Source organism: Synechococcus sp. RC10B2 (assembly GCF_047502635.1).
Window position 1 is genome coordinate 21,308 of the sequence record NZ_JANSHO010000081.1, and the last position, 26,491, is coordinate 47,798.

The window sequence follows — 26,491 nt, forward strand, 5'->3', positions numbered from 1 at the left end:
AAGCGGAACCAACACCGCTGCCCGAACACATCCAAGCGTCGCTGGAACAACTCCAACAACTCAAACTACCCCCAGGAGACGGAGACCGAATGGAATCGGATTGGCATGTCGTGAGCATCTCACTCCTCGACGAACTCGTCCGCAACCACCTCGGCGAACCCAACCACTACTTCTGCGGCGGCAATATGTTCATCTACTACAGCCTCCAACAAGCCAAAGAGATCGAGGAGTATGTGGAAGCCGAAACCCCAAAACGCAAGCCGCGTTTCAAAGGTCCCGACTTTTTCCTTGTGAAGGGTGTGGACGGAACCAAGCCGCGCGACAGTTGGGTGGTGTGGAATGAGGATGGTCGGTATCCCGACTTGGTGGTGGAGTTTATTTCCAGTTCCACGCGCGCGAAGGATGTGGACAAGAATGTGAAGTTTTACGCGCATGTGTTTCGTGTGCCTGAGTATTTTTGGTTTGATCGGCGTAGTGGGGAGTTGGTGGGGTATCGTTTGACTGCGGATGGTTATGTTCGGATAGAGCCTGATGCGCGTGGTTGGTTGTGGAGTGAGGTGTTGGGTGCGTATGTGGGGGTGTGGCGTGGGTCGTATCGTGGTCGTGTGTGGTCGTGGTTGCGGTTGTGGGACAGCGAGGGGCAGTTGGTGTTGACGCGGGAGGAGCGCGAGGCGCGGGAGCGTGCGGCGCGGGAGCAGGCGGAGGCGCGCGCCGCGCAGTTGCAAGCCGAACTGGAACAGTTGCGCGAGCGATTGCGTCAGCAGGGCGTCATCAGCGACGACGAGCCACAGCCCTAATGCAGCCGTTTCGGTACAATTAGCGGTATGCTGGACTACCGACTCCTGCGCAGTGAACCCGACACGGTGCGCGACGCGCTGCACAAACGCGGCTACCCAACCGACCTCCTCGACGAATGGCTGGCAATCGACCAGCGGTGGCGCGAAATCACCACCCAAGTGGAGACCCTCACCGCCGAGCAGAACCGCGTCTCCAAAGAGATCCCCCTGCGCAAAAAGGCGGGCGAGGATACCGAGCCGCTGCTGGAGCAACTGCGCAGCCTCAAAGCGCAGATTGAGGCTCTCGAAGATGAGCGGCGCGCGCTGGAAGCCGAGCGCGAGGCGAAACTGCTGCTGCTGCCGAATATTCCCCACTCCACGACGCCCGTCGGCAACGACGCGAGCGAGAATGTCGAGGTGCGGCGCGGCGGGCAGCCCCACCCGATGGCGTTCGAACCCAAGCCCCACTGGGAACTGGCAGAGTCGCTGGGGCTTATCGACTTCGAGCGCGGCGCGAAGGTCGGCGGCAGCGGGTTCCACTTCTACACAGGGCTGGGCGCACGGCTGGAGCGCGCCCTCATCAACTTTATGCTGGACTTGCACACGCGCGAACACGGCTATGTGGAGGTCTTCCCGCCGTTTCTGGTGCGCCCCGAAGTGATGGTCGGCACGGGGCAACTGCCCAAGTTCGAGGAGGAGATGTACCGCTGCGCCGACGACCCGCTGTATCTCATTCCGACCGCCGAAGTGCCCGTGACGAATCTGTATCGCGAGGAGATTCTGTCGGCGGAGCAGTTGCCTATTAATTTGGTAGCGTATTCGCCGTGTTTTCGGCGCGAGGCGGGCGCGGCGGGCAAAGCCACGCGCGGGCTGCTGCGCCTGCACCAGTTCAACAAGGTGGAGCTGGTCAAGTTCACCACGCCCGAAACCTCCTACGAGGAACACGAGAAACTGCTGCGCGACGCCGAGACGGTGCTGCAGCGGCTGGAGTTGCCCTACCGCATCGTCGCGCTTTGCACGGGCGACTTGGGCTTCGCCGCCGCCAAGTGCTATGACCTTGAGGTGTGGGCGCCAGGTGTGCAGATGTGGCTGGAAGTGTCTTCGTGCAGCAACTTCGAGGCGTTCCAAGCGCGGCGGGCGAACATCCGCTACCGCCCCGAGCCGACCGCCAAGCCAGAGTTCGTGCATACGCTGAACGCTTCGGGTGTGGCGACCCCGCGCCTGATGGCGGCGATACTGGAGAACTACCAGCAGGCGGACGGCAGCGTCGTGATTCCCGATGCGCTGCGCCCCTATATGGACGGCGTCCGAGTCCTAACCCCGTAGCCGATGCGTTGGCTGCTGTGGCTGTGCGTACTGGCGGCGCTGATTGACCTGCGCGCCTTCGGGTTGACCGACCTCGACGAGGGGTTTTACGCCTCTGTTGCGTGGGCGATGCGTCAGTCAGGCGACTGGCGCACGCCGACCTTTCTGGGTGAGCCGTGGTTCGAAAAGCCCCCGCTGTTGTATTGGCTGATGGTGGGCAGCATGCGCGCCTTCGGTGAGAACGAGTTCGCGCTGCGGTTGCCATCCGCCCTGATGTACGCGCTGACCATTCTGCTGCTGGCGTGGTGGGGCAATCGTCGGCTGGGGCAGGGCGCGGGGAGTTGGGCGGCGCTGCTGTTCGCGCTCGCGCCGCTGAGCCTTATCTTGGCGCGGCTGGCGATTACCGACATGTCGCTCGCGTTTTTCCTGACGGTGGCGGTGATTGCGCTGTGGGAGGCGCGCGGGTTGGGCTGGAGCCTGATTGGCGGCGTCGCGCTGGGGCTGGCGTTCCTCACCAAAGGACCTTTCGGGCTGGGGCTGGTGGGGCTTTTGTATGTGTGGAACGCGCGGACGCTGCACGCGCGGGGGCTGCGATTCCGCTGGGTGCTGTTCGCGCTGGGCGTCGCGCTGCTGACCGCGCTGCCATGGTATGTGGGGGTCTACCTGCAGCATGGCGCGGCGTTTTTCAACGAGTTCGTGGTCAAGCAGAACCTGCTGCGCTTCGCGGGAGGCGACACGGCGCACTCGGTGCTGCCGCTGATTCAGCGCGGGGATGTGGGCAGCGTGCTGGCAGGCGTCGCGCTGTATCTGTTGTTTTATGTCGTGGTGCTGTGGCTGGGCGGGCTGTCGATGGTGGGCGGGGTGCGTGTGCTGTGGACGCGCGAGGACGACCCGCTGCGGCTCTACTTGCGTCGCTGGGCGTGGCTGGTGTTCGGGCTGTTCACGCTGAGTTTCACGAAGTTGCCCGCGTACATCTTCCCGATGTTCCCCGCGCTGGCGTTGTTGGTGGGGGCGCGTGTGGCGCAGGCGCGGCTTGCGTCGGCAGGCGATTCGGCGCAGCACGAGTGGCAAATGCGCCGTGCGGGGACGCTCGTCGTGCTGCTGGGCGCGGCGGTGTGGGCGGGTGTCGCGCTGTATCGTCCGCTCTGGGAAGGCGCGCCGTGGGCGGTTGCGCTCGCGCTGGGCATGCCGTTAGCGATGCTGGCACTGAATCGCCCCGTCGCGCCGCCGTGGATGCGGGGGGTGGGCGCGCTCGCGCTGCTGATCGGCTGGAACGGCGCGCTGACGGGCTATGACCGCCTCGCGCTGCGCCCTGTGCGCGAACTTGCGCTCAAGCCGCCGCCCTACCGCACGCTGATCGTGTACCGCGTGAACCCTGGCTACCCCAGCCTGCAGTTTTATCGGCGGGGCGCGTACATGCCCGTCAGCAACCCTGCAACAGCCCAAGCGCAGATGACCCAAACGGGCGCGTACTGCCTCACGACCGACCCCGATTTCGGCGGCGAAACGGCAATTCGCATCGGGCAAGCGCAGGCGATGGGACGCGCGTTCTATCTCTTCGCGCCAAAGTATACGCAGAGCCAACAGAAGCCGCCCTAAGCCCGCTGTAGACATCCAGAGCCGTTGCTTGCCCTTCCGATGTTTCGGGGATGAAATTTGCCTCCAAATTGCCCCAAAATCCCCGCTTTTGCGCCTAAACACTTGACACGGCGCGCGGGCGTGTGGTATAATTCGTTGGTTCGCACGCTTGGAGCGCAACGACGCCCGCCACAGTGTCAGGGGAACCCTCTCACAGCGAACCACCAGCCGATTGTTGCAAAGAACGCCGTACACGCGGCGATTGTGTCGCGTCTGCACGGCAGCGCGTGCGCGATTTCGCGCGTCTGCGCGTGAATTACGCAATAATCAATCAAAAAACTAAGGAGGTGAACCGCTATGCTGATGCAAACGATCAAGAATCTGCTTTCGGAGCAGAATCTGGATGGTCTCAAGGCGTTGCTGCGTGAGGCGAAGGTAGACGCGGTTGTGCAGTGTCTGCGTGAGTTGTCGCCGCAGGAGCAGGCGCTGCTGTTCCGACTACTGGACAAGGAGCGCGCCCTGCAGGTGTTCGAATCGCTGGCGCGCAGCGAGCAGAGCGACTTGGTGCGCGCGATGGACGACCCCGACCTGATTCGGCTGGTGGAGAGCATGGAGCCTGACGAGCGGGTGGCGTTGTTCGAGGAGTTGCCTGCGAAGGTCGCCAAGCGCGTGCTGCTGGAGGTCAGTCCCGAGGTGCGCCAGTCGATGAGCCTGCTGCTGGGCTACCCCGAAGGTTCGGCGGGGCGCGTGATGAACCCGAACTACTTGGCGTTGCCTGCCGACACGCCCGCGCACGAGGCGTTGCAACGGCTGCGCGAGTCGCCGCTGGATCCAGAGTATCTGCAGATGGTGCTGGTGCTGGGCGAAGGGCGTCAGTATCTGGGCTATGTGACGGCGGCGCAGTTGCTCAAGGCGCCGCCAAGCGCGCCGCTCAAGATGCTCATCAGCGACGCGCCCGTCGCCGTCTCCGCCTACGACAGCCAAGACAAAGTCGCCGAGATGTTCGTGCGTCGGCAGTATCCGCTGATTGCCGTCGTGGACAAGGAGGGGCGACTGGTCGGCGCGATTGACGCCGAGCGCGGGCTGGAACTGGTCGAGGAGAGCGAGGCGCAGCGGCTGACCGTGTTCGGCGGTACGGTCGCCATGGGCGGACCTGATGTGGATATCGTGCAGTCGCCGCTGCTGCGCATTTTCAAGGCGCGTGTCTTCTGGCTGATTGTGCTGACCTTTTTCGGGGTTATCACCTCCACCTTCGTGGCGCAGCAGGAGGAGCTGCTCTCCAGCGCGATTGTGCTGGCGGCGTTCATCGCGCCGATTATCGACATGGGCGGCAACACGGGCAGTCAGTCAGCGACGCTGGTGATTCGCGCGATGGCGCTGGGACAGGTGCGCCTGCGCCTGCGCGACTTCCTGTTTATTCTCAAGCGCGATGTGCCCGTCGCGCTGGCGATGGGCGTCACAATCGGCGTGCTGGAGGCGATTCTGGCGTACTTCTCCAAAGGGATTGGCGGCAGTGTGCTGTTGGTCGTCGGCTTAGCGATGCTCACCGTGACGATTGTGGGCAGCCTGATTGGCGTAGGGCTGCCGTTCGCGGCGCGGCGGTTGGGCTTTGATCCCGCCACGCTCAGCGGTCCCGTGATTACCTCGATAATGGACTTGTCGGGCGTGATGATTTACTTCGGCTACGCCTACTGGTTCCTCAGCGACCTGATTAAGCAGTGATACAAACGGCGCGGGGGCGGCTACCGTCCCCGCGCCCAGCGAGGGAGGCGATTAGGATGACGATGCATCTGCCAATTATGGTGAACCTGTTGACCGCGCTCGGTTTAGGTGTGTTGATCGGGATCGAGCGTCAGTGGCGTCAGCGTGCGGCGGGCTTGCGTACGAACGCGCTGGTCGCGGTCGGCTCGGCGGCGTTCGTCGCGCTGGCGACCGTCGTGGAAGGCGAGAACAGCCCCACCCGCATCGCGGCGCAGGTGGCGTCTGGAATCGGGTTTCTGGGCGCGGGCGTGATTATGCGCGAGGGCGCGGGCGTGCGCGGGCTGAACACCGCCGCCACCCTCTGGGGCGCGGCGTCGGTCGGTGTGCTGGCAGGCTCAGGCTACCCGCTGCTGGCGACCGCCGCCGCCCTGCTGGTGATTCTCAGCAATGTGCTGCTGCGCCCGCTCGCGCGCCAGATTGACCAGGTGAACACGGGCGCCAGCGAGCTGGGGCTCCGCTACACGCTGCGCTTGGTGTGCCAGCAGGCGAACGAACTGCACATTCGCGCCCTGCTGGTGCAAATGCTGAGCGCGGGACCGCTGATTCTGCGCAGCCTCGATAGCGTGGACATCGAAGACACCGATCGGGTGCGCGTGGAGGCGGAGGTCGTCGCCCAGACGCCTGCGCACGCCGCGCTGGAAGAGGTCATCGCGCGCCTGAGCTTGGAATCGGGCGTCTCAGCGGTCAGTTGGGCAGCAGCCATAGAGAGCGATTAAAGCGAAGAGCAGGCGCACACACCACAACGCCTGCTCTTATGGTTCGAGGGGACGATTCACGGGGTCAGGGTCGGATCGCATGCAGTCTCACCCCCTTCAGGAACGCTTCGTCGATGGATTTCCACGCAACCCACGCGCGTAGGGCGCGATGCTCCGCGTCGATGAGTTCCATGCGGGCGCGCCACAGCTCGGTCGCGTGTTCCAGCAGGGTGCTGGCGTCGTTGGCGACGGTTTGTGCGCGTGCGGCAGTGAGCCTCTCGACGCGCTGCTGCGCTTGCGTCAGCTGCGCGCGCGCCGCGCGGTAGGCGTCCTCCGCAGTGCGCTGTTCCGCCTGCGCCTGCAGGCGCGCTGCCTCCATGCGCAGTTCCTGCGCCTGTATCAGCAGTTGCTGGGCGCGAATCTCGGCGCGGCGCGCGCCGTAGTCAATCAGCGGGAACTCCAGCACCAGCGCGTAGGCAGGGCGCGTCGCGTTGCCCGCAAACTTCTCCACGCGCGTCTGCAGCACGACATCGGGCAGCAGCTGCGCCCGCATCAGGCGCAGCTCCGCCTGCAGCAGGGCTAACTGGGCGGCGTCCGCGTCTACAGCGTCGTCCGCCGTGGGCATGTCGGGCAGCTCCTGCACTGGCATCAGCGCAAGCGGCGCGTCCAGTGGTCGCTGCAGCAGCGCGTTCAGCCGATAGAGCGCGCGGCGGTGCGCTTCGCCAAACTCCACTGCCCGCGCCAGTGCAGTCTCGCGCGGCGCGTGAACGGCGCCCTGCGGCTGCAGCGCGTCAAGCGTCTGCACATAGTGCGCGACCGCCTCCAAGCGACGCTGGTAGGCGTAGGCGTCTACGAACGCTTCGGCAGTCTGGGTCAGCAACTCGTTGAGCGCGCTTTGCGTCTCTGCACGGTGGAGCTGGTAGCGCGCGTGGCTAAGCGCGGCGCGGGCGCGCTGACCGCCGTTCAGCTCCAGCGGTTGCTGCACGATCAACTCCTCGCCAGAGCCGCCGTCCGAAATCATCGGCGCAAGGTAGACACTCATCGGCGCGAAGGCAGCCTCCGCGCGCCCACGCCAGCGCGTCGCCTCCAGCTCCAGCGCCATCGCGCGCGCCAGCGGATGGTTCTGGGCGACCCGCTGCAGCGCGTCCGTCAGCGTTATGGTGTCCGCGTGCGCGACGGCAACGCACGCCATCGCGCCCAAGACGAAACGAATCATGGGAATCACCTCCTGTTTGGGATTATGTCGCACGGCGAGCGTGCGCGGGGATAGTGTACCCAACGCAAAGCGATAAAGTCAAGCGATATCGCCCAAAAGACGCCAAAAATAAGCAAATTGGGGATAGTTTACAACCCCCAGTGGCTAAGGTAGTCCCCAGAAGGCTTATTCCAGCCGTACAAGTGTAGTTCACGATTACTTCGTCCGTGTGCTCGTGATTATGGCGATTTTGAAACCCTCACCCTGCATCTCACTCGCTCACGAGGCGAGTGAAGGGATATGGAGTGCGGAAACGGAGCTTCCGCCCGACGCTGAAGCTGCCGCTTCCGCACTCCACAGGATTCGGCGAACCGCTCCCCTCTCCCACAGGGCTTAAAGGGGTAGGTTTTTTGCAGGCGTGCCTGCTCGCGGAGCCGCCGAGCAGGGCGTTTCTGCCGCCATGCGAGCGAGACGCTCGCGCTCCCAGCCCGCGCTGCGCTGGGAACGCGGGCGTCCCGCCCGCCACGCCAACCGCGCGAGAAAAAACCTACCCCTCTAATACCAATCGCGCGTCCGAAGTTCATCAATTGCCCCCCCTCCTTTAGGTTCCCCCCGCTTCGCGAGGGGAACCGCGAGAGGAGCGCCTACTGGTTCCCCCTGCTCGCAGGGGGAACCTTGAGGAGGGGGTTCTCGTTTATCCGTACTTTTGTGAACTCTGGCTCGGCGATTGGTATAATACCAATCGCAAGGGCAGAGTTTACAATTGCCCCCCTCCTTTAGGTTCCCCCCGCTTCGCGAGGGGAACCGCGTGGGGCGCGTGGGTTCGGTTCCCCCTGCTTGCAGGGGGAACCTTAAGGAGGGGGTTATCGGGCGTACTCGTTTTTGTGAACTCTGGCTCGGCGATTGGTATAAGCTCCCACAGGGTGGGAGAGGGGTTGGGGGTGAGGGCAGAAAATACGACCCCCTCGCCCGCTTGCAGGCGAGGGGGTCGGGTGTCGCAGCCTTGCGCGTCCATGCGATTACTTTTTGGTGATGCGCCGTGCGCCGACATAACGCTGATGGTAGTAGCCTGAGGTCAGCGTGTCGACGCGCACGCGCCCCCGCGCGCTGGAAGCATGCACAAACTTCCCGTTGCCGATGTAGATGCCCACATGCGAGATTCGGTTGCCGCGCGTGCGGAAAAAGACCAAATCGCCGGGGCGCAGTTCGCTGCGGCTCACGGGCTTGCCCACGCGGTACTGCGCGGCGGAGTTGTGCGGGAGACTGATGCCGTGCTGCCGATAGATATAGGATGTGAAGCCCGAGCAGTCGAACCCGCGTGCGCTGCTGGCGCCGTAGCGGTAGCGCGTGCCCAGATACTTCAGCGCACGACGCACCACGGTCGGCTGACCATCGGCAACCGCTGAGGCGTCCGTCGTTGCTGGCGTTTTGGAGGCGGTCGGTTGCGACTGGGTCTGTGCCGTGCGCGACGCCGACGCGCGCGCGGGGCGAGGAGCAGGCTTCCGATCTGTAGTCCGCTTCGCTACTTGCTTTCGTGTTTGCGGGGGCTGGGTCGGGCTGAGGTACTTGGCAAGCACCCAGCCTGTTGTACCGCTTTGGAGCCGAATGCGACTCCAGTCCCCCTGACGCCCCAGCACCTGCACCTTCGTCCAGCGATCGACGAGGGTGATGCGCTTGGCGTCCGTCGATGGCGCGGTACGGATGTTGACCCGATCGGTATTGAGTTCCGCCCAACCCGATGCGGGGGCGGCGGGTTGAGCCGTGCGCTGCGCCGACGCTGCTGCGTTGCCCTTGACGGGGATTTTGATTTGGTCGCCCACCTGCAGCGCATGCGGGTTGCGCAGGTTGTTGACCTCCAGCAGGTCGGGCAGGCGCAGTCCGTGCTTGTGAGCGATGGTGTAGAGCGAGTCGCCTGGTTGCACGGTGTAGGTGATGGTTCGCTGCGCCGAGGCTGCGACGATCAGGCTCACGAGCGGGGCAATCAACCCCAAGCGTACTATGGTTGCCATAGTTCCCTCCTTGGTGATAGTCTCGTGCCCTGCGACCTCGGTCGCAAAGCGGGGGCAGTATACCCCATTTTGGCGGGGGGTGTCAACCCCTGAAGTCGCCCCCGCCCGCGCAGGTATACTTGGGGTATGCCGCAGGGCGCGTCAGGGAGGGCGAAGCGGAGCATCGGCATAGGCGTCTGCGCCTTACTGGTGGGCTTGGCTGCCTGCGCACGATTCCCCGACACCCCCACAACGGGCGGCGTGCGCCGAATCGTGGTGGAGGTGCAGGTCGCAGGGCGCATCCGACCCGACTATCACTACTTCGTGCTGTTCAACCTCAGCAACGACCCGACAGGTCAGGCGGGACCCGTGCCTGTGGTTGCGCCGCCGTGGGGCAACGGCTTTGCGGCAGGCGCGTTCACGCACTTTATGCGCTACGACACCCTGCAGCCCGCAGGCGGCTACGCACTGTATCGCGTCGTGCCCAACACGAACCTGTCGGTGTTCCAGTATCTGGGCGCGCCGCGCTTCAGCGAACCCGTCGCCGCCGACAGCAACCGCCTACGCTTCGAGATCGACCTCACGCAGTTCATTCCCAACCCCGTCGACGCGGCGCAACTGCAGTTCATCCAGCTGAACATTATCGCGACCGACCGCATCCCCATAGACCCGAACGACCCCACGCGCAAGGTGGTGGACGCGCTGGGCGACCCAAACTTGGGCGTGAGCCAGTACCTGAACCTACGGATTGACCAGAACCGCATCGTGCGCAACGCCGACACGAATTTGGAGCCGCGCGGGGACGCGCCCGACCCCGATTTGGACATCGTGGACTGGCGGGTGGAGGTGCGCGCGCTATGAGCCAGCCGTCGCAAGGGCTGACACGGCTGGAGATTGCGCGGGGCTTGCGCTGGGCGAACTGGGACGCGGTGTTTTTCACGCTGTTTGTCGCGCTGACTTCGGGCGCATTCCAGATCGGCTTGGCGCGTGCCTTCGGCGCGAACGACCTGTGGATTGGGATTATCACCTCCGTGCCGTCGCTGGCGGGCGCACTGCAGATTCTGACGGCGTACCTTGCCGACACCGCGCCGAGCCAGAAGCGGCTGGTGATACGCTACGCCTTCTACTCGCGCCTGCCGTTTGTGGCGATTGCGCTGCTGCCGTTCCTGAGCGATTCCGCGCCGCGCCTGCAACTGTTCGCAGGGCTGCTGATTCTGTCGGCGGTGCTTGGGTCGTTTGCGGGACCCGCGTTTCTGGCGTGGCTGAGCGCGCTGGTGCCACCCGACTATCGGGGACGGTACTTCGGCAGGCGCAACATGATTTTGGGGCTGGTGTCGGCGGCGTCCGCGCTGCCCCCAGCGATTTTCCTCGACCAGGCGGTCAAGTACCAGCGGTTCTCGCAGGCGATTGCGTTCGCGACGCTGTACGGACTGGGCGCGGTGTTTTTGTTTTTGTCGCTGTGGGCGCTGAGCAAGATACCTGAGCCGCCCCGCACGCCCGCCGAAAGGCGCGGGCTGCGCGGCATCTGGGCGTTCTATCGCGAGCCGTTCCGCACGCGCAACTTCCGCTCACTGCTGGGGTTCAACACCTTCCTCGTGTTCGGGCAGATGTTCGCAGGACAATTCTTCACGGTCTACATGCTGGAGCAGATTCGCATGCCCTACCTGATGGTGCAAGTAGCGGGATTGATTGCCGCGCTGTTCAGCAGTCTGGCGATGCCTGTGTGGGGCTACTTGGCGGACAAGTTCGGCAATAAGCCGCTGCTCATGCTGTCGCTATGGGGCGTGGTGTTCCTGCCGTACCTATGGTTCCTGACCGACCCTGAGCGGTATGTGTGGAGCGTCGGCGTCATCTTCTTCATTCAGGTGCTTGCGGGTTCGCTGTGGGCGGGTGTGGGGCTGACGCAGTTCAACTTGAATGTGGCGGTTGCGCCCCCAGAGCAGCGGGCGGTCTATATGGGCGCGCTGAGCGCGATTGTGTCGCTGATGGGCGGTCTGGCGGCGTTTGCCAGCGGTGCGCTGATGGAGGCGATGAAGCCGTATGTGCCTGACCCGACGCGCTTTTTTGTGCTGTTTGCGATGGCGTCGCTGTTTCGGCTGCTGGCGTTGCCGTGGCTGCGAGCGATTCGCGAGCCAGAGGAGCGTTCCACGCGCTATGTGCTGTCGCAGTTGCGGGCGTCGGCGCGTCCGCGCGGGTGGCGTGCGATGCGCCAGTTGCGGGGTCAGGCGGATGTCGCCACACGCTTGAACGCGATTCGCACCCTGCTGGAAGAGAAAACGCCGCTGGCGGTGGAGGAGTTGACCGCCGCGCTGCACGACCCGATCCCCGAAGTGCGTCGCGAGGCAGCGCGTGCGCTAGGCGCGATTGGCGACTCGCGCGCCGTGCCCGCACTGATACGCGCGTTGCACGATCCCGCAAGCGACCTGGTGCTGGAGGCGGCGGATGCACTCGGCGCGATTGGCAGCCCCGAAGCGACCGACGCGCTGCTACCCTTGCTGGAGGCGGAGCGCATCGAGGCGCGGGTTGCTGCCGCACAAGCCCTGCGCCGTATCGCCGACCCGCGCGCCCTGCCTGCCCTGATGCAACGGCTGGAGCGTGCACCCGGTCCGCTGGAGCAGGCGACCCTGCTGGAAGCCATCGCCGCCGCGTTGGAACGCGCCGAACCCGACACCTTGCACGACACGACAGACCCGCATGCGCTCACGCACTGGCTGGAGTCGGAGCATCCGAGCGTGCGGGCGGATGCCGCGCTCGCGCTGGCGAGCCTGCCCGCCGACCCATCGCTCGCGCCGCTGCTGCGCCTGCGCTTGCAGCAGGAGACCGAGCCAGCGGTGTTGGCGGCGTTGGCGCGCGCACTGGCGCAACACGGCGACACGAACGACATCGAGCCGCTGCTGCAGCGGATGGCGCATGTCGAATCGCCGCTGGCGCGACAGCAAATCGCGCTCAGCGTCGCCCAACTGATGGGACGCTACGACTCGCTCTACACGCTGCTGACCGCCGACGAGCCCCGCCGCGATCGGCTCATCGAGAAGGCGCTTGCGCTGCGCCTGCGCGAGAAACCCGAACTCTCGGACGCGCTGCGCGCCTACGCCTACGGCGACTACGGCTCCGCGCTGCAAATCCTGCGCCACGCGATGCCCGACCACACACCCCTGCAGAAACTCGCACACGCGCCTGATTGCTTGGAATCGTGGCTACTGGCGGTGAGTGTGATTTAACGGCGCGTCGCCGCTTTCAGCCCGCGCAGATAGTCGCTAATCGCCGCCTGCCAGTGGGGCGAGTCGGCGAACTCGTGCAGATACTGCACCAGCTGGCTGCCCACCACCGCGCCGTCGGCGATTTGGGCAATCTGGCGCACATGGTCGGGCTTGGAGACGCCGAAGCCGACGGCGATTGGCAGTGTGGTGTGCTGGCGTATCCGCTGTATCAGCTCAGGCAGGTCGGACGGGAGTTGGTCGCGTGCGCCTGTGACGCCCGTGCGTGAGACGCAGTAGACGAACCCCCGCCCCCGCTCTGCCACCAGGCGTATGCGCTCGGTGGTGCTGGTGGGGGTCAGCAGGAAGATGGGCTGTAAGCTGTGCTGCTGCGTGTGGGGCAGCCACTCGTCTGCCTCGTCGGGCGGCAGGTCGGTCATTAGGCACGCCGTGAAGCCCGCGGCGACCGCCTCCTGCGCAAACCGCCCCAGCCCATACCGCTGCACAGGGTTGTAGTAGGTGAAGGCAATCAGCGGCGTCTGCAGCGTGGGGCTGACCGCTGCGACGGTCTCCAGCACGCGCGGCAGTGTCGTGCCCGCTTGCAACGCGCGATGCATCGCCGCCTGAATCACGGGTCCATCCGCCAGCGGGTCGCTGAAGGGGAAGCCGACCTCCACCATGTCGACGCCCGCGTCTTGCAGCAGGCGCAGGATGTCGGGTAGGCGTTCCAGCGACGGGTCGCCCGCTGTGATGTAGGCAATCAGCGCGGCTTCCCCCCGCGCCCGCAGCGCCTCGAAGATTGGCTCTAAGCGTTTCACGGGGTTTTGGCGCTCCTTTTGTGAACCCCCTCCTTAAGGTTCCCCCTGCCTGCAGGGGGAACCAAGTAGGCGCGCTTCTCGGTTCCCCTCGCGAAGCGGGGGGAACCTGAAGGAGGGGGTGATTCGCAGACGCCGAGTATGCAATCGGTCTTACCCAATCGGATACCCCTCCCGTTGCAGCACATGCTCGGCGAGGCGGTTGGCGACGGCAATCGCATCGATGCGCGGGGTAGGCAGGTTCGGCGTCCCGTCCGACGCGCCCAGCGCGTGCAGCACCAGCTCCAGTCGCTCGCGGATGTGGAACGCGCCCTCGCGTGCAAAGAGCAGCGCCATCAGCTCGCCCGCTTCGGCGTGCGCGCCCTGCAACTTGGGCAACCGCGCGACGATGCTCTCCAGCCCGTACAGGTAGACCGCCATCTCCGCAATCGCGGCGGCGACCTCCTGACGCTGCTCGCGCAGGTGGTCGCCATACGCTTCCCACGCCCGCTGGAACGCCACAAGCGTCGCTGCGCGGAACTGGGCAACCAGCGCGTTGAGCATCTCGCGCGTGTCGGTCGGCAGCTCGGCGGTCAGCACGGACGCCTGCGTGCGCGCCTCCTCCAGCAACGGCAGCCCCGCCCGCTGCATCTGCCGAATCAGGTGCTGCGTGAAGTTCAGGCGGTTGATTTCGTTCGTGCCCTCGTAGATGCGCGGCACGCGCGACTCGCGAAAAATCTTGGCGATGGGGAAGTCCTCCGTGTAGCCGTAGCCGCCGTGAATCTGCACGCCCTCGTCGGCGCACAGGTACTGCACCTCCGTGCCGTAGAACTTCAGCAGGGCGCACTCGCCCGCGTACTCCGACGCCGCCTCGCGGTAGCGCAGGTGCAGCTCGGGGTGGTCAGGCGGCAGGTCGTGAATCGGGTCGAACCACGCCTGCATCAGGTGTCCCGTGCGGTACAGCATGCTCTCCAGCGCGAACAGGTGGGTCGCCATCCGCGCGAGTTTGTGGCGCACCAGCCCGAAGTTGGCGATGGGCTGCCCGAACTGCTGGCGGTCTTTGGCGTAGCGGGTGGCAAGCTCCAGCGCGTATTTGCCCGTGCCGAGCGCGCTGGCTGCCATCTTGTAGCGCCCCAGATTCAGCGTGTTGAGCGCGATGTAGTGCGCCTTGCCGACCTCGCCCAGCAGGTTCTCGGCGGGCACGAACACATTCTCGAACGCCACGCGCCGCGTGCTGGAGCCGTGCAGCCCGATTTTATGCTCCTCGCGCCCCAAGTTGACGCCGGGCGTCGTGCGCTCCACCAGAAACGCGGTGAACTGCTCGCCGTTGAGTTTGGCGAACACGGTGAACAGGTCGGCGAAGCCCGCGTTGGTGACCCACATCTTCTCGCCGTTGAGCAGGTAGCCGCCGTCGGTAGGCACGGCACGGGTGCGCATCGCCAGCGCGTCGGAGCCGCTGCTCGGCTCGCTCAGGCAGAACGAGCCGCACCACTCGCCCGACGCGAGTTTGGGCAGGTAGCGCTCTTTTTGGGCGGGCGCGCCTTCCAGCACCAGCGGCAGAATCGCCAGCCCCGCATGCGCCTGCAGCGTCAGGCAGGTCGCGGGTTCGGGTCCGAGTTTCTCCACAATCAGCGCGACGGTCGTCTTGGGCAAGTCCAGCCCGCCGTAGTGGGTGGGCACTTCGGCAGCAGTAAAGCCCAACTTGCCCATCTTGCGGTCTAACTCGCGCATCAAGCCCTCTTTCGCCTGCTCGATTTCGGGCAGCAGGGGCAGCACCTCGTGGCGCACGAAATCGTCCGCCGCCTTGCCCATCAGCCGCGTCTCGGAATCGAAATCTTCGGGGGTGAACACACTGCCTGCCTGTGCAGGCTCAATCAGAAATACACAGCTCCGTTGCTTCGTTAGCATAGTGATTGCCATCGTCCACACTCCTTCGTTAGGCGCGTTGCACAACAGTTTTTCGAGAACCCCTCCTTGAGGTTCCCCCTGCGAGCAGGGGGAACCTTAGGGGCTGATAAGGGTACATCGGTTCGGCACAGAATCGCTGCAGCAGGGGCGACTTTCCCCGCGCGGGCGTGAAAGGGCAGGCGCGCCTCTTTGCCCTCACCCCCTTTGTCCCCCTCTCCCGCAGAGCGGGAGAGGGGGAACGCCCAGCAGGGCGCACCGCTGTGCGCCCCTACACCCCTCTCCCACAAGGTGGGAGAGGGGCTGGGGGTGAGGGCGAAAAAAGCGCGTCTGTTCCCCACGCAGCGAACCCAAGTGCTGTACCCTTATCAGAACCTTTAGGGAGGGGGGCAGAGCCACGCTTCCGCTTGCCCGAATACCCTCGTGCAACAAGCCTGCAGGCATGAGTATACCCCATGAGGTACACTCTCGAATAATGCGCGTGCTGGTGAGCGATTTGGTAGCAGAAGAAGGCTTGGCGGTCTTGCGTCAGGCGGCGGAGGTGGACTACCGTCCGAACCTACCGCGTGAGGCGTTGCTGGAGTGCGTCGGCGAGTATGACGCGCTGATGGTGCGCTCGCAGACGCGGGTGGACGCAGAAGTGATTGCGCGGGGGGCGCGACTAAAAGTCATCGGGCGCGCGGGCGTCGGCGTGGACAATATCGATGTGGACGCCGCCACACAGCGCGGCATCGTGGTGGTCAACTCGCCTGAGGGCAACACCATCGCCGCTGCGGAACTGACGATGGCGCATCTGCTTGCGCTGGCGCGCTACATCCCGCAGGCAGACCGCTCGCTGCGCGCGGGCGAGTGGAAACGCACGCAGTTCACAGGCGTTGAACTCTCGCGCAAGACGCTGGGGATTATCGGCATGGGCAAGATCGGGCGCGAGGTGGCGCGGCGCGCCCGCGCGTTCGGCATGCGCATCGTGGCGTATGACCCGTTCGTGCCCGACGCGCACATCCGTCAACTCGGCGCGGAGCCTGCCCCGCTGGAGACGCTCCTGCGCGAGAGCGATTTCATCACCCTGCACGCGCCGTTGACCCCCGAAACGCGCCATCTGCTCAACCGCGAGCGGCTCGCGCGCACCAAGCCAGGCGTGCGCATCATCAACTGCGCACGGGGCGAGCTGATCGACGCCGACGCGCTGGCAGAATTCATCGAGTCGGGGCATGTGGCGGGCGCGGCACTCGATGTGTTCCCCACCGAGCCGCCGCCTGCCGACCTGAAACTGCTGCACCAGCCGCAGAATGTGCTGACCCCGCACTTGGGCGCGTCCACCGTCGAGGCGCAGGTGAAGGTCGCTATCGATGTGGCGGAGCAGATTGTGGCGGTGCTACAGGGCGGCGCGCCACGCAGCCCCGTGAACCTGCCGCCGATTCCTGCCGAGCTGATGGCGCGGGTGGAGCCGTATCTGGAGCTGGCAAAGCGCATGGGCATCCTGCACAGCCAGCTCGCCGACGCGCCGATAGAACGGCTGCATGCGGTCTTTTCGGGCGAGTGGGGCGACCTTCCGTTGAACCTGGTTGCGCGCGCCGCGCTCGCAGGCTTGCTCCAGCGCACGACGGATACGCCTGTGAACTTGGTGAACGCGCCGCTAATTGCCCAGCAGCGTGGGGTGCATTTGGAGTGGAGCGTGCGCCCCGAAACGGAACTCTACCCCGACACGCTCACGCTCACGGCGCACACAGCAAGCGGCGCGCAGAAACTCACGGGCACGGTCTTCGGGCGCGCCGACCTGCGCATCACGCACCTGAACGACCTGTTCGTGGACATCCGCCCCGAAGGCATCCTGCTGTTGACGGAACACCAGGATCGCCCGGGCATCATCGGGCGTGTGGGCACCGTGCTGGGCAACTATCAGGTGAACATCGCGGGGATGCATGTGGGGCGCGAGTCGATGGGTGGGCGCGCGGTGATGATCCTGCAGGTGGACAACCCGATACCCTCGGAAGCGTTTGCGCAGATTCGGCAGTTAGAGGGTGTGGACAGCGCGCGGGTGGTGGTGTTTTAGGCGCGGGGGAACGCACGGCGTCGGGCGTTCCCCGCGTTATCGGCTACGGACAGCCTTGGAACGGGACATACACCTTGCCATCCAGCGCCATGTTTTCGTACCACTGCGGGCGCGGGATGCCGAGCGTCAGTTTGGCGTGCCCGTCGGCGTAGGCAGCCATCTGACCTTTGGTGACGCCTTCCCAGCGACAGTCTAGGCGCGCCACGCCAGCTGCCGCGCGACTTGTCGGTGTGGCGGCTATAGTCCGAGTCGGCGTCCCAGAAGAGCCAGACTCCTGCAGGGTTATCGATGGCGGCTTGCGGCACAGCTGCCAAGTTGCCGCGACAGTTCGCAGGCGTATTCGGCGGGCAGTCGGTTGTCAAGCGCGACTTGTAGGCATAGGAAGTGCCCGCACCGCGATAGCTGGGGTCGCCCGCGCTGAACTGATCCTGCTCCCAGAAGCTGGGGCGCGGCTCCGACGGGCAGAACCAGAATGGCAGAATTGTGCGCCCCATGTTTTTGGCAGTGTGTTAAGAGACGCGAACTGCTGTGGGTGTTCAACAAACGCGGGAACCACAACCCCACAAAAGCCCCCGAATCGGCTTCGCCAAATGAGTTTGCGTGTATCCGTGCCAATGCTTGACAATAATGCACTCAAGTCAGGTATAATGCACACGCTCAGAAAACGGGAACTTTTCCCCCGCGCGTGAGGTATTGAAGGCTGTGGAAACTTTCCGCAGCGCACGAAAATAACGATAGGAGGCACTGACTATGGGTAAGGTTGTTGGGATTGACTTAGGGACGACGAACTCGGTGATTGCCGTGCTGGAAGGCGGCGAGCCAGTGGTGATTCCGACGGCGGAGGGCGGTCGCCTGTGCCCGTCGGTGGTGGGCTTCACCAAGACGGGCGAGCGGCTGGTGGGCGCGCCTGCCAAGCGCCAAGCCGTCGTGAACCCCGAAAACACGATTTTCTCCATCAAACGCTTCATCGGGCGACGCTACGACGAGGTGGAGGAAGAGCGCAAGCGCGTGCCCTACAAGGTGGTCGCCGACAGCAAGGGCGACGCGGCAGTGCAGATCCCCGCGCTCGATAAGACGCTGCGCCCCGAAGAGATCTCGGCGATGGTGCTGCAGAAACTCAAGGCGGACGCCGAAGCCTACTTGGGCGAGAAGGTGGAGGCAGCCGTAATCACCGTGCCCGCTTACTTCAACGACGCGCAGCGCACCGCCACCAAAAACGCGGGTGAAATCGCGGGGCTGAAGGTGCTGCGCATCATCAACGAGCCGACCGCCGCCGCGCTCGCCTACGGACTGGACAAGAAAACCAACGAGACCATCCTCGTGTTCGACCTTGGCGGTGGCACCTTCGATGTCTCGATTCTGGAAGTCGGCGACGGCGTGTTCGAGGTGAAGTCCACTTCGGGCGATACGCACCTTGGCGGCGACGACTTCGACCAGCGCATCGTCGATTACCTCGCCGACGAGTTCAAGAAAGAGCACGGCATCGACCTGCGCCAAGACCGCCAGGCGCTGCAACGCCTGAAAGAAGCCGCCGAACGCGCCAAAATCGAACTCTCCAGCGTGACGACCACCACGATTAACCTGCCGTTCATCACGGCGGACGCGAGCGGCCCCAAGCACCTCGATATGACGCTCACCCGCGCGAAGTTCGAAGACCTGTGCGCCGACCTGTTCGAGCGGCTCAAGGGACCCATCTTCCGCGCGTTGGAGGACGCTGGTCTCAAGCCGAGCGATGTCGACGAGGTGGTGCTGGTGGGTGGCTCGACGCGCATCCCCAAAGTGCAGGAGATGGTGCGCCAGATCACGGGCAAGGAGCCGCATAAGGGCGTCAACCCCGACGAGGTGGTCGCGATTGGCGCGGCGATTCAGGCGGGCGTGCTGGCAGGCGAGGTCAAGGACATCGTGCTGCTGGATGTCACCCCGCTCTCGCTGGGCATCGAGACCAAGGGCGGCATCTTCACCGTGCTGATCCCGCGCAACACGACCATCCCGACGCGCAAGAGCGAAATCTTCACCACCGCCGCCGATGGGCAGACCAGCGTCGAGGTGCGTGTCTATCAAGGCGAGCGACCGATGGCGCGCGACAACAAACTGCTCGGCGTGTTCCACCTCGATGGCATTCCGCCCGCGCCCGCAGGCGTACCGCAAATCGAGGTGACCTTCGACATCGACGCCAACGGCATCCTGCAGGTCTCGGCGAAAGACCTCGGCACGGGACGCCAGCAGAGCATCCGCATCACGGGCTCGACGAACCTCACCCGCGAAGAGGTGGAGCGCATGGTGCGCGAGGCGGAGGCGAACGCCGAACGCGACCGCCAACTGCGCGAGCAAGCCGAGCAACTCAACCGCGCCGAGCGACTCGCCATCGACACCGAGCGGCTGCTGAAGGAGCAGAGCGATGCGATTAGCGCGAGCGACCGCGAACGCGCCGAGACGCTCATCCGCGACATCCGCGAGGCAATTCAACAGCAGAACGCCGAACGCGCAATTAGCCTGATGAGCGAGCTGGAGAGCCTGACCTACCGCATCACGGAGCAAGTGTACCAGCAGCGCACCGCGGGCTACGCCAGCGATACGGGCGCGACTGCAGGTGCGACCAGCGGCACAAGCGGCGACGATGTCATCGACGCCGAGTACCGCGAGGAGAAGTAAGCGTCTGGTGCGCGGCGGGGCAGCCGCCGCGCACCCATAGGGGGTGAACACGATGCGCGACTTCAAGGACTACTACCAGATTCTGGGCGTCCCGCGGAACGCCACCGAAAAAGAGATCAAGGCGGCGTACCGCAAACTCGCGCGCAAGTATCACCCCGATGTCAACCCCGGCGACAAAGCCGCCGAAGAGAAGTTCAAAGAGATCAACGAAGCCTATCAGGTGCTGTCGGACCCCGAAAAGCGCGCGGCGTATGACCGCTACGGCGAGCAGTGGCAAGCCTACCAACGCATGCGCGAGCAGTACGGCGAGAACTTCCAGCCAGGCGGGTTCGAGTCGCCGTTTGGGGGCTTCGGCGACTTCGGCGAATTCATCGAGAATCTGCTGCGTGGGGGAGGATTCGGCGGCGGGCTGCGCGTGCAACGCGCCCCGCGCGACATCGAGCAGACGCTCGAAATCAGCCTGCAGGACGCCATTCGCGGCGCAACCCGCACGATTCAGGTCAGTGTGGAGGAGCCGTGCAGTGCGTGTGGCGGCACAGGCGTCGCGCCGAACCGACGGCAAACCTGCCGCGCGTGCGGCGGCACGGGACGCCGACGGTTCGGCATGTTCGGGCTGGAGATGCACTGCGACGAGTGCGACGGTACGGGCGTCGTCGGCGCGCCGTGCCCCACTTGTCGCGGTACGGGCGCGGTAATGCGCACGCGCACCCTCACGGTCAACATCCCGCCAGGCGTCGCCGAAGGGCAGCGACTGCGCCTTGCGGGCGAGGGCGCGGCAGGCGCGAACGGACAGCGCGGCGACCTTTATCTGCGCATCAAACTCGCGCCCGACCCGCGCTTCGAACGCAAAGGCGACGACCTCTACACCGAAGTGGACATCGACTACCTGACGGCGATTCTGGGCGGCGAGGTGCAGGTGGAAACCCCGCACGGCACGGTCAAGATGCGCGTCCCCGCAGGCACGCAGAGCGGGGCGCGCTTCCGCCTCACAGGCAAAGGGCTGCCGCTGGGCAGGGGCAAAATCGGCGACCTGTACGCCCGCGCACGCATCACCGTGCCCAAGCATCTCACCACCCGCGAACGCGAACTGCTCGAAGAACTGCGCCGTCTCCGCACGGCACAGGAGGTGAAGGTATGAAGGATAAGAAGACGCCTTCGGACGAGCCGGTGTACCTGATTAGCGTCGCGGCGCGCATGTGCGGGCTGCACCCGCAGACACTACGCATGTACGAGCGGTTGGGGCTCATCCAGCCGCATCGCGTGGGCAATAGCAAGCGCCTCTACTCGGAAGCGGACATCGCTCGCCTGCGCCGCATCCAACGCCTGACCCAACAGATGGGCGTGAACCTCGCAGGCGTCGAAATCATCCTGCGCCTGCTGGAACGCATCGAGCAGATGAACCGCGAGATGTCCGAAGTCGTCGCGCAGACCAACATGCGCATCCTGCAACTGATACACGAGCATAACCTGCCGATTGACCCGCAGGTGCTGCTGATTCGCTTTGAGCGCTACGAGGATGACCTCGACTGAGTTTGTTTCGGACAGCCCTGCGTCGACGGAGGCGTTCGCGGCGCAGTGGGCGGGCACGCTTGCGCCCGACACGGCGATACTGCTGCGGGGCGACTTGGGGGCGGGCAAGACGACCTTCATCCGCGGGCTGGCGCGCGGGCTGGGCGTCACCGAACCCGTGCGCAGCCCCACCTTTACCCTCACGCACGAATACACCATCCAGCAGCCGCCTGCCCTGCGCGGGCTGCTGCTGTTTCACATCGACCTGTACCGCATCGAGACCGCCGCGCAGTTGCACACGCTGGGACTGGACGAGGTGTTTGAGCGTGGGGGCGTCGCCGCGATTGAGTGGGCGGAGCGGCTGGAACTGTGGGGCGCGCCGTTGCCCGTCGCGTACCTGTGGGCGGTGCGTCTTATCCCGATGGGCGACGCCGAGCGACGCATCGTCATCGAGTGTCTGCAGAAACCGCCTGCTTGCGCCGATACTACCCCCTGATGGCGCAGGTACGCAACCGTTGGGAGCCAAGCGCGACGCTGGAAGACGCCTTCAGGGGTGCCGCCGAACCCGAACCCGAACGCGATGTGCTGACGCAGCACCTGTGGGAAGCTATCCCGCCAGAGACGCTGCGCAGCCTCACCCCCGACCAGTACCGCGCAATCAAGCAGGCGTTCCACACCGCAACAAAGCGCCACTGGCTCGATATTCGAGGCGTCATCCCCCTCTACTTCACGCAGTTCTACTTCGTGTTCCTGCTGGGACCCGATCGGCGGCGCGAGTCGCGCGAGGTGTTGTACGAGCGTCGTCAGGCAGTACGCGAGGGCACAGCCAAAATCGTCGGGGGCATCGCGCTTGCCGTGTTCCTGACTCTGCTGTCGCTGAGCGCGTTCGCGCTGTGGTACCTGGTCAAGTGCCTTGTCGGAGCGGACATCTTGCCTGGCTTCAGCCTCAGCCAGTATTTGCGACGGATGTTATAACGCGTTTGACAACCGCTTTACCCAGTAATTTTACTGGAATTTGCCCAAATTCGCCTTAACACCCCCTTAACCTCTTGACAAACGGGGCGGGGATGTGGTATATTATAAGCGTCGTTGGGGAAACCCGACGGCGTAGCCCGAGTGCAGAGGCGATGTCCCTGCCGCTGGGAACCTCGCGCAGCCTGTGTCCGCAACGCTGCGCAAGCAGCCTGCGTAAGGCGCGCGAGGAGTTATGCGGAAGCCTGCGCCCCAGCAAAGGCGACCGCAAGCAGCGGATAGGAACGCTCGGAACCAGACGCGCCCACTCGAGGAGTGATAGGACGCCTTCGGATCGGCGGCAACGTCGGTTAAGGCTCCGAAGCTTCGAAGCGACGCTCTGTGGGAAGGCGGCTCCGAAAAGGGCAGAGCCAACGCCTCGGGCGTTTTTCTACTTAAGCACGCCTCTTTGGGGGTATACTGTGGCTATGGCGAAAGTGCTGTCACGCCCGAAGCCTACCGCGCGTGGACAATCTTCACGCCCGTTCACCCGCGCTGAACTGGAGCGGATGTACGACGCGGGCATCCTGCGCCCCGACGAGAAGATCGAACTCATCGGCGGCGAACTTATCCCAAAGGAGCTGCCCATGAAAAGCGCACACGCCACCGCAATCCGTCTTTGTGTCCGCGCGTTGCAGAATGCCTTTCCCGAAGAGGCAGGCTACCTTGTGGACACGCAGTTGCCGTTAGCGCTCAGCGAGCGCGACCAGCCGCTGCCCGATGTCGCTGTGGTGGAAGGCAGCATCCGCGACTTTGCCCGTGCGCATCCTACCCGCGCCGTGCTGGTGGTGGAAGTCAGCGAGGCGACGCTGCGCTTAGACCGCCATACGAAAGCCAGCCTCTATGCGTGGGCAGGCATCCCCGAATACTGGATTGTGAACCTTGTGGAGGGTGTGTTGGAGGTGTTTCGCGAGCCTGCGCCGATGGCAGGGCGCGCCTACGGCTACGGCTATCAGCAGCAGGCGGTCTATCGGTCGGGCGAGGCGATTGCGCCTGTGGCGCAGCCCGAGGCAGTGATTGCTGTGGACGACCTCTTGCCCCCGCGCGAGGCGGAGTAGGGGCGCGATCGCGCGAATTGCATTTGTTGCCCTCACCCCCTTTGTCCCCCTCTCCCGCGGGGCGGGCGAGGGGGAGCCGCAGGGCGCACCGCCGCGCGCCCCTACACCCCTCTCCCACAGCGTGGGAGAGGGGCTGGGGGTGAGGGCGAAAATGTGGAATAATCCCCCTTGACGATGGGGTACGGAGGCGCTACGGGCTATGTGGGCATCGCCGAGCTGTTCCTGCAGATGGGGCTGATTACCGAGCAGCAGCTTCACGACGCGCTCCAAAAACAGCAGGAAGGCGTGCCGCTGCCGCTGGAACACCTGCTGGTACAACTCGGGCACATCACCGAGAAAGACCGCGTGCGCGTGATGGGGCAGCACTGGGGCGTGCCGTTCGTCGACCTCGTGGAGACCCCGCCTGACCCGCATCTCGCCTCGATGCTCACCCCAGAGATGGCGAAGCGCTACCGCGCGGTAATCGTCGCCAAGGAGAACGGACGGCTGCTGGTCGCGATGGCAGACCCGCTGGACATCTTCGCCATCGACGAAATCCGCCAGCACACCAAGCACGAGATTGAAGCCGCCATCGCCACCGAAGAGGACATCCAGACCGCCCTCAAACGCCTCTACCGCACCGACTCCGCCGTCTCGGACACCGTCAAGGAGCTGATGCGCGACCTCGGCGAGAGCGAGATGCTGCGGCACGACAACGCCGACGAGGAGCTGTCGGCGGAGGAGCTGCGCGAAATCGCCGACGACGCGCCCGTGGTGCGCCTGGCGAACATGATTATCACGCAGGCGATTACCGACGGCGCAAGCGACATCCACATCGAGCCGACGCGCGAGTGCGTCAAGGTGCGCTACCGCATCGACGGCGTGATGGTCGACTCGATGGTGCTGCCCAAGCGCGTGCAGGCGTCGCTCACCTCGCGCTTCAAAATCTTGGCGAACATGGACATCGCCGAGAAGCGCGTGCCCCAAGACAACCGCATCAGCGCGACCATCGACGGGCGCGAGTACGACTTCCGCGTCTCCACCCTGCCGTGCATCTACGGCGAGAAGATTGTGATGCGCGTGCTGAACAAATCCAGCGTGCGGGTGGGGCTGGACAAGCTCGGCTTCCTGCCCGACACACTCGCCCAGCTGGAAGAGGTCATCAGCCGCTCCTACGGCATCATCCTCGTGACGGGACCCACAGGGTCGGGCAAGTCCACCACGCTCTACTCGATTCTGTCGAAGCTCAACACGGGGCTGGTGAACATCATCACGGCGGAAGACCCCGTTGAGTACGAGTTGCCAGGCATCAACCAGGTGCAGGTGAACCCGAAGGCGGGGCTGACCTTCGCGAGCGCGCTGCGGGCGATGCTGCGCCAAGACCCCGACATCATCATGGTCGGCGAGATGCGCGACCGCGAGACGGCGACGATTGCGATTGAAGCCGCGCTCACGGGGCACTTGGTGCTGTCGACCCTGCACACGAACGACTCGTCGAGTGCGCCGCCGCGCCTGACCGAGATGGGCGTCGAGCCGTTTATGATTGCCTCGTCGCTGATTGCGGTGCTGGCGCAGCGGCTGGTGCGCACGCTCTGCCCCCGCTGCAAACAGCCGTACCAGCCAACCGAGTCGGAGTTCACCACTTACGGCTTCACCCCGCCGCCGAACCTGCACGAGGTCACGATTTATCGCGCCAAAGGCTGCGAAAACTGCAAACACACGGGCTACAAAGGGCGCACAGGCATCCACGAACTGCTGGTGATGTCCGACCCTGTGCGCGATTTGATTCTCAAGCACGCGGCGGCGTATGCCATCCAGAAGGTCGCCGTCGAACACGGGCTGCGCCTGCTCAAGGAGGACGCCCTGCAAAAAGTGCTTCTGGGACGCACGAGCATCGAAGAGGTCGTGCGCGTCATCTACAGCGGATAGGAGGCAACCATGACAACACCAGCGGAGTCGGTCGTGCAGAAGGTCAAAGACCTCGCGGCGCTGCCGCAGGTCGTGCATCAAATCATTCACCTGACGAACAACCCCAACGCGAGCGTGAAGGACTTGGAACGGCTGATTAGCATCGATCAGGGCATGTCGACGCGCGTGCTGAACACGGTCAACTCGGCGTACTACGGCTTCTCGCGCAAGATTGCCTCTATCAAGGACGCGGTGGTGTTGCTGGGGTTCAAGGCGGTGCGCAATCTGGCGATGACCGTGAGCGTGTTCGACCTGTTTGTGGGCAAGACCGATCGGCAGAACCTACGGCGGGGCAAGTGGTGGCGCCACTCGATTGACACGGCGTTGTGTGCGCGGCTGATTGCCTCGCAGGTCGCAGGCGTTTCGCCCGACGAGGCGTACACGGCAGGGCTATTGCATGACATCGGCAAGCCGCTTCTGGATCGCTACGGCGGCGCGCCCTACGAGCAGGTGGAAGACCTCGTGGCGCAGGGTGTGCCTGAACTCGCGGCGGAGCGACAGGTGTACGGCTGCGACCATGCGGCGGTCGGGCGCGCCGTGAGCCAGCACTGGGGCTTCCCCGAAAAACTCGTGGAAGCTATCGGCTGCCACCACACGGAGTCGGCGGACGGGCTGCAGGACGCGCCGCTGACCGCCGTCGTCGTGCTGGCGAACCATGTGGCGCACCTGCTGCGTCAGCCCGACGCGCCCGACACCTGGTGGTTCGAGCTGCCCGCGTGGATCGCCGACACGCTGCAGCTCAGCCCGCAGCAGTTGCAATCGCTCTACTTGGGCTGCGAGGTGGAGATACAATCCTCGCCGATGGCGGCGTTGGGGCGGTAATAGGTGTGTTTGCGGTGAGTTTTCGATATGCCCCCCTCCGTGAGGTTCCCCTCGCGAAGCGGGGGGAATCGAGCCGCGCGCCCACGCGGTTCCCCCTGCGAGCAGGGGCTATTTTTCCCAGCGCAAGCGTGAACGGGCAGCCGCGCTGTATTGCCCTCACCCCCTGTGTCCCCCTCTCCCGCAGGCGGGAGAGGGGGGATTATGGAGTGCGGAAGCGAAGCTTCCGCCCATGCTGAAGCTAACGC

The 26,491-nt window shown here is 64.8% G+C and carries 22 protein-coding genes; 17 read left to right on the forward strand and 5 right to left on the reverse strand.

The features are described from left to right. Positions 1-110: 110 nt before the first annotated feature. From NW855_RS13060 to NW855_RS13080, 5 genes are all read left to right on the forward strand, one after another. Positions 111-797, forward strand: coding sequence for a Uma2 family endonuclease (locus tag NW855_RS13060; RefSeq protein WP_414508875.1), 687 nt, complete (start codon positions 111-113; stop codon positions 795-797). Between the two features lie 27 nt (positions 798-824). Beyond that, positions 825-2,102 carry a serine--tRNA ligase gene (serS, locus tag NW855_RS13065; protein ID WP_414508876.1) on the forward strand — a complete coding sequence of 426 codons (1,278 nt, stop codon included), beginning with the start codon at positions 825-827 and terminating at the stop codon, positions 2,100-2,102. Positions 2,103-2,105: 3 nt separating this feature from the next. Beyond that, entirely contained in the window at positions 2,106-3,680 is a 1,575-nt protein-coding gene (locus tag NW855_RS13070; protein ID WP_414508877.1) for an ArnT family glycosyltransferase, read from the forward strand. A 336-nt stretch (positions 3,681-4,016) separates the two neighbouring features. Next, positions 4,017-5,381: a magnesium transporter gene (gene mgtE / locus NW855_RS13075; protein WP_414508878.1), complete on the forward strand. Its 1,365-nt coding sequence runs from the start codon at positions 4,017-4,019 to the stop codon at positions 5,379-5,381. A 56-nt stretch (positions 5,382-5,437) separates the two neighbouring features. After that, positions 5,438-6,136: an MgtC/SapB family protein gene (locus tag NW855_RS13080; protein WP_414508879.1), complete on the forward strand. Its 699-nt coding sequence runs from the start codon at positions 5,438-5,440 to the stop codon at positions 6,134-6,136. A 64-nt stretch (positions 6,137-6,200) separates the two neighbouring features. Here the strand turns inward: NW855_RS13080 and NW855_RS13085 are convergent, their stop codons facing one another. Beyond that, a complete protein-coding gene (locus NW855_RS13085; protein WP_414508880.1) occupies positions 6,201-7,331 on the reverse strand; it encodes a TolC family protein in 1,131 nt (376 codons plus the stop codon). Positions 7,332-7,728: 397 nt separating this feature from the next. Here NW855_RS13085 and NW855_RS13090 point away from each other — a divergent pair, with 397 nt between their 5' ends. Continuing rightward, entirely contained in the window at positions 7,729-7,869 is a 141-nt protein-coding gene (locus tag NW855_RS13090) for a hypothetical protein (RefSeq protein ID WP_414508881.1), read from the forward strand. A gap of 460 nt (positions 7,870-8,329) precedes the next feature. Here NW855_RS13090 and NW855_RS13095 read toward each other — a convergent pair whose 3' ends face one another. Then, entirely contained in the window at positions 8,330-9,319 is a 990-nt protein-coding gene (locus NW855_RS13095) for an NlpC/P60 family protein (protein ID WP_414508882.1), read from the reverse strand. Between the two features lie 189 nt (positions 9,320-9,508). Here NW855_RS13095 and NW855_RS13100 point away from each other — a divergent pair, with 189 nt between their 5' ends. Continuing rightward, positions 9,509-10,159, forward strand: a complete 651-nt coding sequence (locus tag NW855_RS13100; protein ID WP_414508883.1) for a hypothetical protein — start codon at positions 9,509-9,511, stop codon at positions 10,157-10,159. Then, complete coding sequence (locus NW855_RS13105) at positions 10,156-12,519, forward strand: MFS transporter (protein WP_414508884.1); 2,364 nt, start codon at positions 10,156-10,158, stop codon at positions 12,517-12,519. Before NW855_RS13100 ends, NW855_RS13105 begins: the two co-directional genes overlap by 4 nt. Here NW855_RS13105 and trpA read toward each other — a convergent pair. Further along, on the reverse strand, positions 12,516-13,313 hold the full coding sequence (gene trpA, locus NW855_RS13110) for a tryptophan synthase subunit alpha (RefSeq protein ID WP_414508885.1): 798 nt from the start codon (positions 13,311-13,313) through the stop codon (positions 12,516-12,518). The genes NW855_RS13105 and trpA overlap by 4 nt on opposite strands. 150 nt (positions 13,314-13,463) lie before the next feature. After that, positions 13,464-15,209 (reverse strand): acyl-CoA dehydrogenase family protein, encoded by a 1,746-nt coding sequence (locus NW855_RS13115; protein WP_414508886.1) that lies wholly within the window; start codon positions 15,207-15,209, stop codon positions 13,464-13,466. A gap of 427 nt (positions 15,210-15,636) precedes the next feature. Between NW855_RS13115 and serA the strand changes: the two genes are divergently transcribed. Further along, on the forward strand, positions 15,637-17,247 hold the full coding sequence (gene serA, locus NW855_RS13120) for a phosphoglycerate dehydrogenase (protein WP_414508887.1): 1,611 nt from the start codon (positions 15,637-15,639) through the stop codon (positions 17,245-17,247). Between the two features lie 43 nt (positions 17,248-17,290). Here the strand turns inward: serA and NW855_RS13125 are convergent, their stop codons facing one another. Further along, the gene (locus NW855_RS13125; RefSeq protein WP_414508888.1) at positions 17,291-17,452 is read right to left on the reverse strand and encodes a hypothetical protein; all 162 of its coding nucleotides are present in this window, start codon (positions 17,450-17,452) and stop codon (positions 17,291-17,293) included. A gap of 545 nt (positions 17,453-17,997) precedes the next feature. On the opposite strand from NW855_RS13125, the gene dnaK reads away from it, so the two are divergent. The 8 genes from dnaK to NW855_RS13165 all read left to right on the forward strand — a co-directional run bounded on the left by dnaK (position 17,998) and on the right by NW855_RS13165 (position 26,246). Then, positions 17,998-19,899: a molecular chaperone DnaK gene (dnaK, locus tag NW855_RS13130; protein ID WP_414508889.1), complete on the forward strand. Its 1,902-nt coding sequence runs from the start codon at positions 17,998-18,000 to the stop codon at positions 19,897-19,899. Positions 19,900-19,951: 52 nt separating this feature from the next. Next, positions 19,952-21,037: a molecular chaperone DnaJ gene (dnaJ, locus tag NW855_RS13135; protein ID WP_414508890.1), complete on the forward strand. Its 1,086-nt coding sequence runs from the start codon at positions 19,952-19,954 to the stop codon at positions 21,035-21,037. Next, positions 21,034-21,429 (forward strand): heat shock protein transcriptional repressor HspR, encoded by a 396-nt coding sequence (locus tag NW855_RS13140; protein WP_414508891.1) that lies wholly within the window; start codon positions 21,034-21,036, stop codon positions 21,427-21,429. The genes dnaJ and NW855_RS13140 overlap by 4 nt, the downstream gene beginning before the upstream one ends. After that, entirely contained in the window at positions 21,416-21,904 is a 489-nt protein-coding gene (gene tsaE, locus NW855_RS13145) for a tRNA (adenosine(37)-N6)-threonylcarbamoyltransferase complex ATPase subunit type 1 TsaE (RefSeq protein ID WP_414508892.1), read from the forward strand. The genes NW855_RS13140 and tsaE overlap by 14 nt, the downstream gene beginning before the upstream one ends. Next, positions 21,862-22,383, forward strand: a complete 522-nt coding sequence (locus NW855_RS13150; RefSeq protein WP_414508893.1) for a hypothetical protein — start codon at positions 21,862-21,864, stop codon at positions 22,381-22,383. Before tsaE ends, NW855_RS13150 begins: the two co-directional genes overlap by 43 nt. A gap of 464 nt (positions 22,384-22,847) precedes the next feature. Beyond that, positions 22,848-23,477 (forward strand): Uma2 family endonuclease, encoded by a 630-nt coding sequence (locus NW855_RS13155; protein ID WP_414419119.1) that lies wholly within the window; start codon positions 22,848-22,850, stop codon positions 23,475-23,477. Between the two features lie 201 nt (positions 23,478-23,678). Then, positions 23,679-25,385: a type II secretion system ATPase GspE gene (gene gspE / locus NW855_RS13160; protein WP_414508894.1), complete on the forward strand. Its 1,707-nt coding sequence runs from the start codon at positions 23,679-23,681 to the stop codon at positions 25,383-25,385. A 9-nt stretch (positions 25,386-25,394) separates the two neighbouring features. Beyond that, entirely contained in the window at positions 25,395-26,246 is an 852-nt protein-coding gene (locus NW855_RS13165; protein ID WP_414508895.1) for an HDOD domain-containing protein, read from the forward strand. Positions 26,247-26,491: the final 245 nt, after the last annotated feature.

What these genes read in the sequence shown, in the direction of transcription:
- serS (WP_414508876.1), top strand. Translation starts at nt 825, where the DNA reads ATGCTGGACTACCGACTCCTGCGCAGTGAACCCGACACGGTGCGCGAC.
- NW855_RS13070 (WP_414508877.1), top strand. Translation starts at nt 2,106, where the DNA reads ATGCGTTGGCTGCTGTGGCTGTGCGTACTGGCGGCGCTGATTGACCTG.
- mgtE (WP_414508878.1), top strand. Translation starts at nt 4,017, where the DNA reads ATGCTGATGCAAACGATCAAGAATCTGCTTTCGGAGCAGAATCTGGAT.
- NW855_RS13080 (WP_414508879.1), top strand. Translation starts at nt 5,438, where the DNA reads ATGACGATGCATCTGCCAATTATGGTGAACCTGTTGACCGCGCTCGGT.
- NW855_RS13085 (WP_414508880.1), bottom strand. Translation starts at nt 7,331, where the DNA reads ATGATTCGTTTCGTCTTGGGCGCGATGGCGTGCGTTGCCGTCGCGCAC.
- NW855_RS13095 (WP_414508882.1), bottom strand. Translation starts at nt 9,319, where the DNA reads ATGGCAACCATAGTACGCTTGGGGTTGATTGCCCCGCTCGTGAGCCTG.
- NW855_RS13105 (WP_414508884.1), top strand. Translation starts at nt 10,156, where the DNA reads ATGAGCCAGCCGTCGCAAGGGCTGACACGGCTGGAGATTGCGCGGGGC.
- NW855_RS13115 (WP_414508886.1), bottom strand. Translation starts at nt 15,209, where the DNA reads ATGGCAATCACTATGCTAACGAAGCAACGGAGCTGTGTATTTCTGATT.
- serA (WP_414508887.1), top strand. Translation starts at nt 15,637, where the DNA reads ATGAGTATACCCCATGAGGTACACTCTCGAATAATGCGCGTGCTGGTG.
- dnaK (WP_414508889.1), top strand. Translation starts at nt 17,998, where the DNA reads ATGGGTAAGGTTGTTGGGATTGACTTAGGGACGACGAACTCGGTGATT.
- dnaJ (WP_414508890.1), top strand. Translation starts at nt 19,952, where the DNA reads ATGCGCGACTTCAAGGACTACTACCAGATTCTGGGCGTCCCGCGGAAC.
- NW855_RS13140 (WP_414508891.1), top strand. Translation starts at nt 21,034, where the DNA reads ATGAAGGATAAGAAGACGCCTTCGGACGAGCCGGTGTACCTGATTAGC.
- tsaE (WP_414508892.1), top strand. Translation starts at nt 21,416, where the DNA reads ATGACCTCGACTGAGTTTGTTTCGGACAGCCCTGCGTCGACGGAGGCG.
- NW855_RS13155 (WP_414419119.1), top strand. Translation starts at nt 22,848, where the DNA reads ATGGCGAAAGTGCTGTCACGCCCGAAGCCTACCGCGCGTGGACAATCT.
- NW855_RS13165 (WP_414508895.1), top strand. Translation starts at nt 25,395, where the DNA reads ATGACAACACCAGCGGAGTCGGTCGTGCAGAAGGTCAAAGACCTCGCG.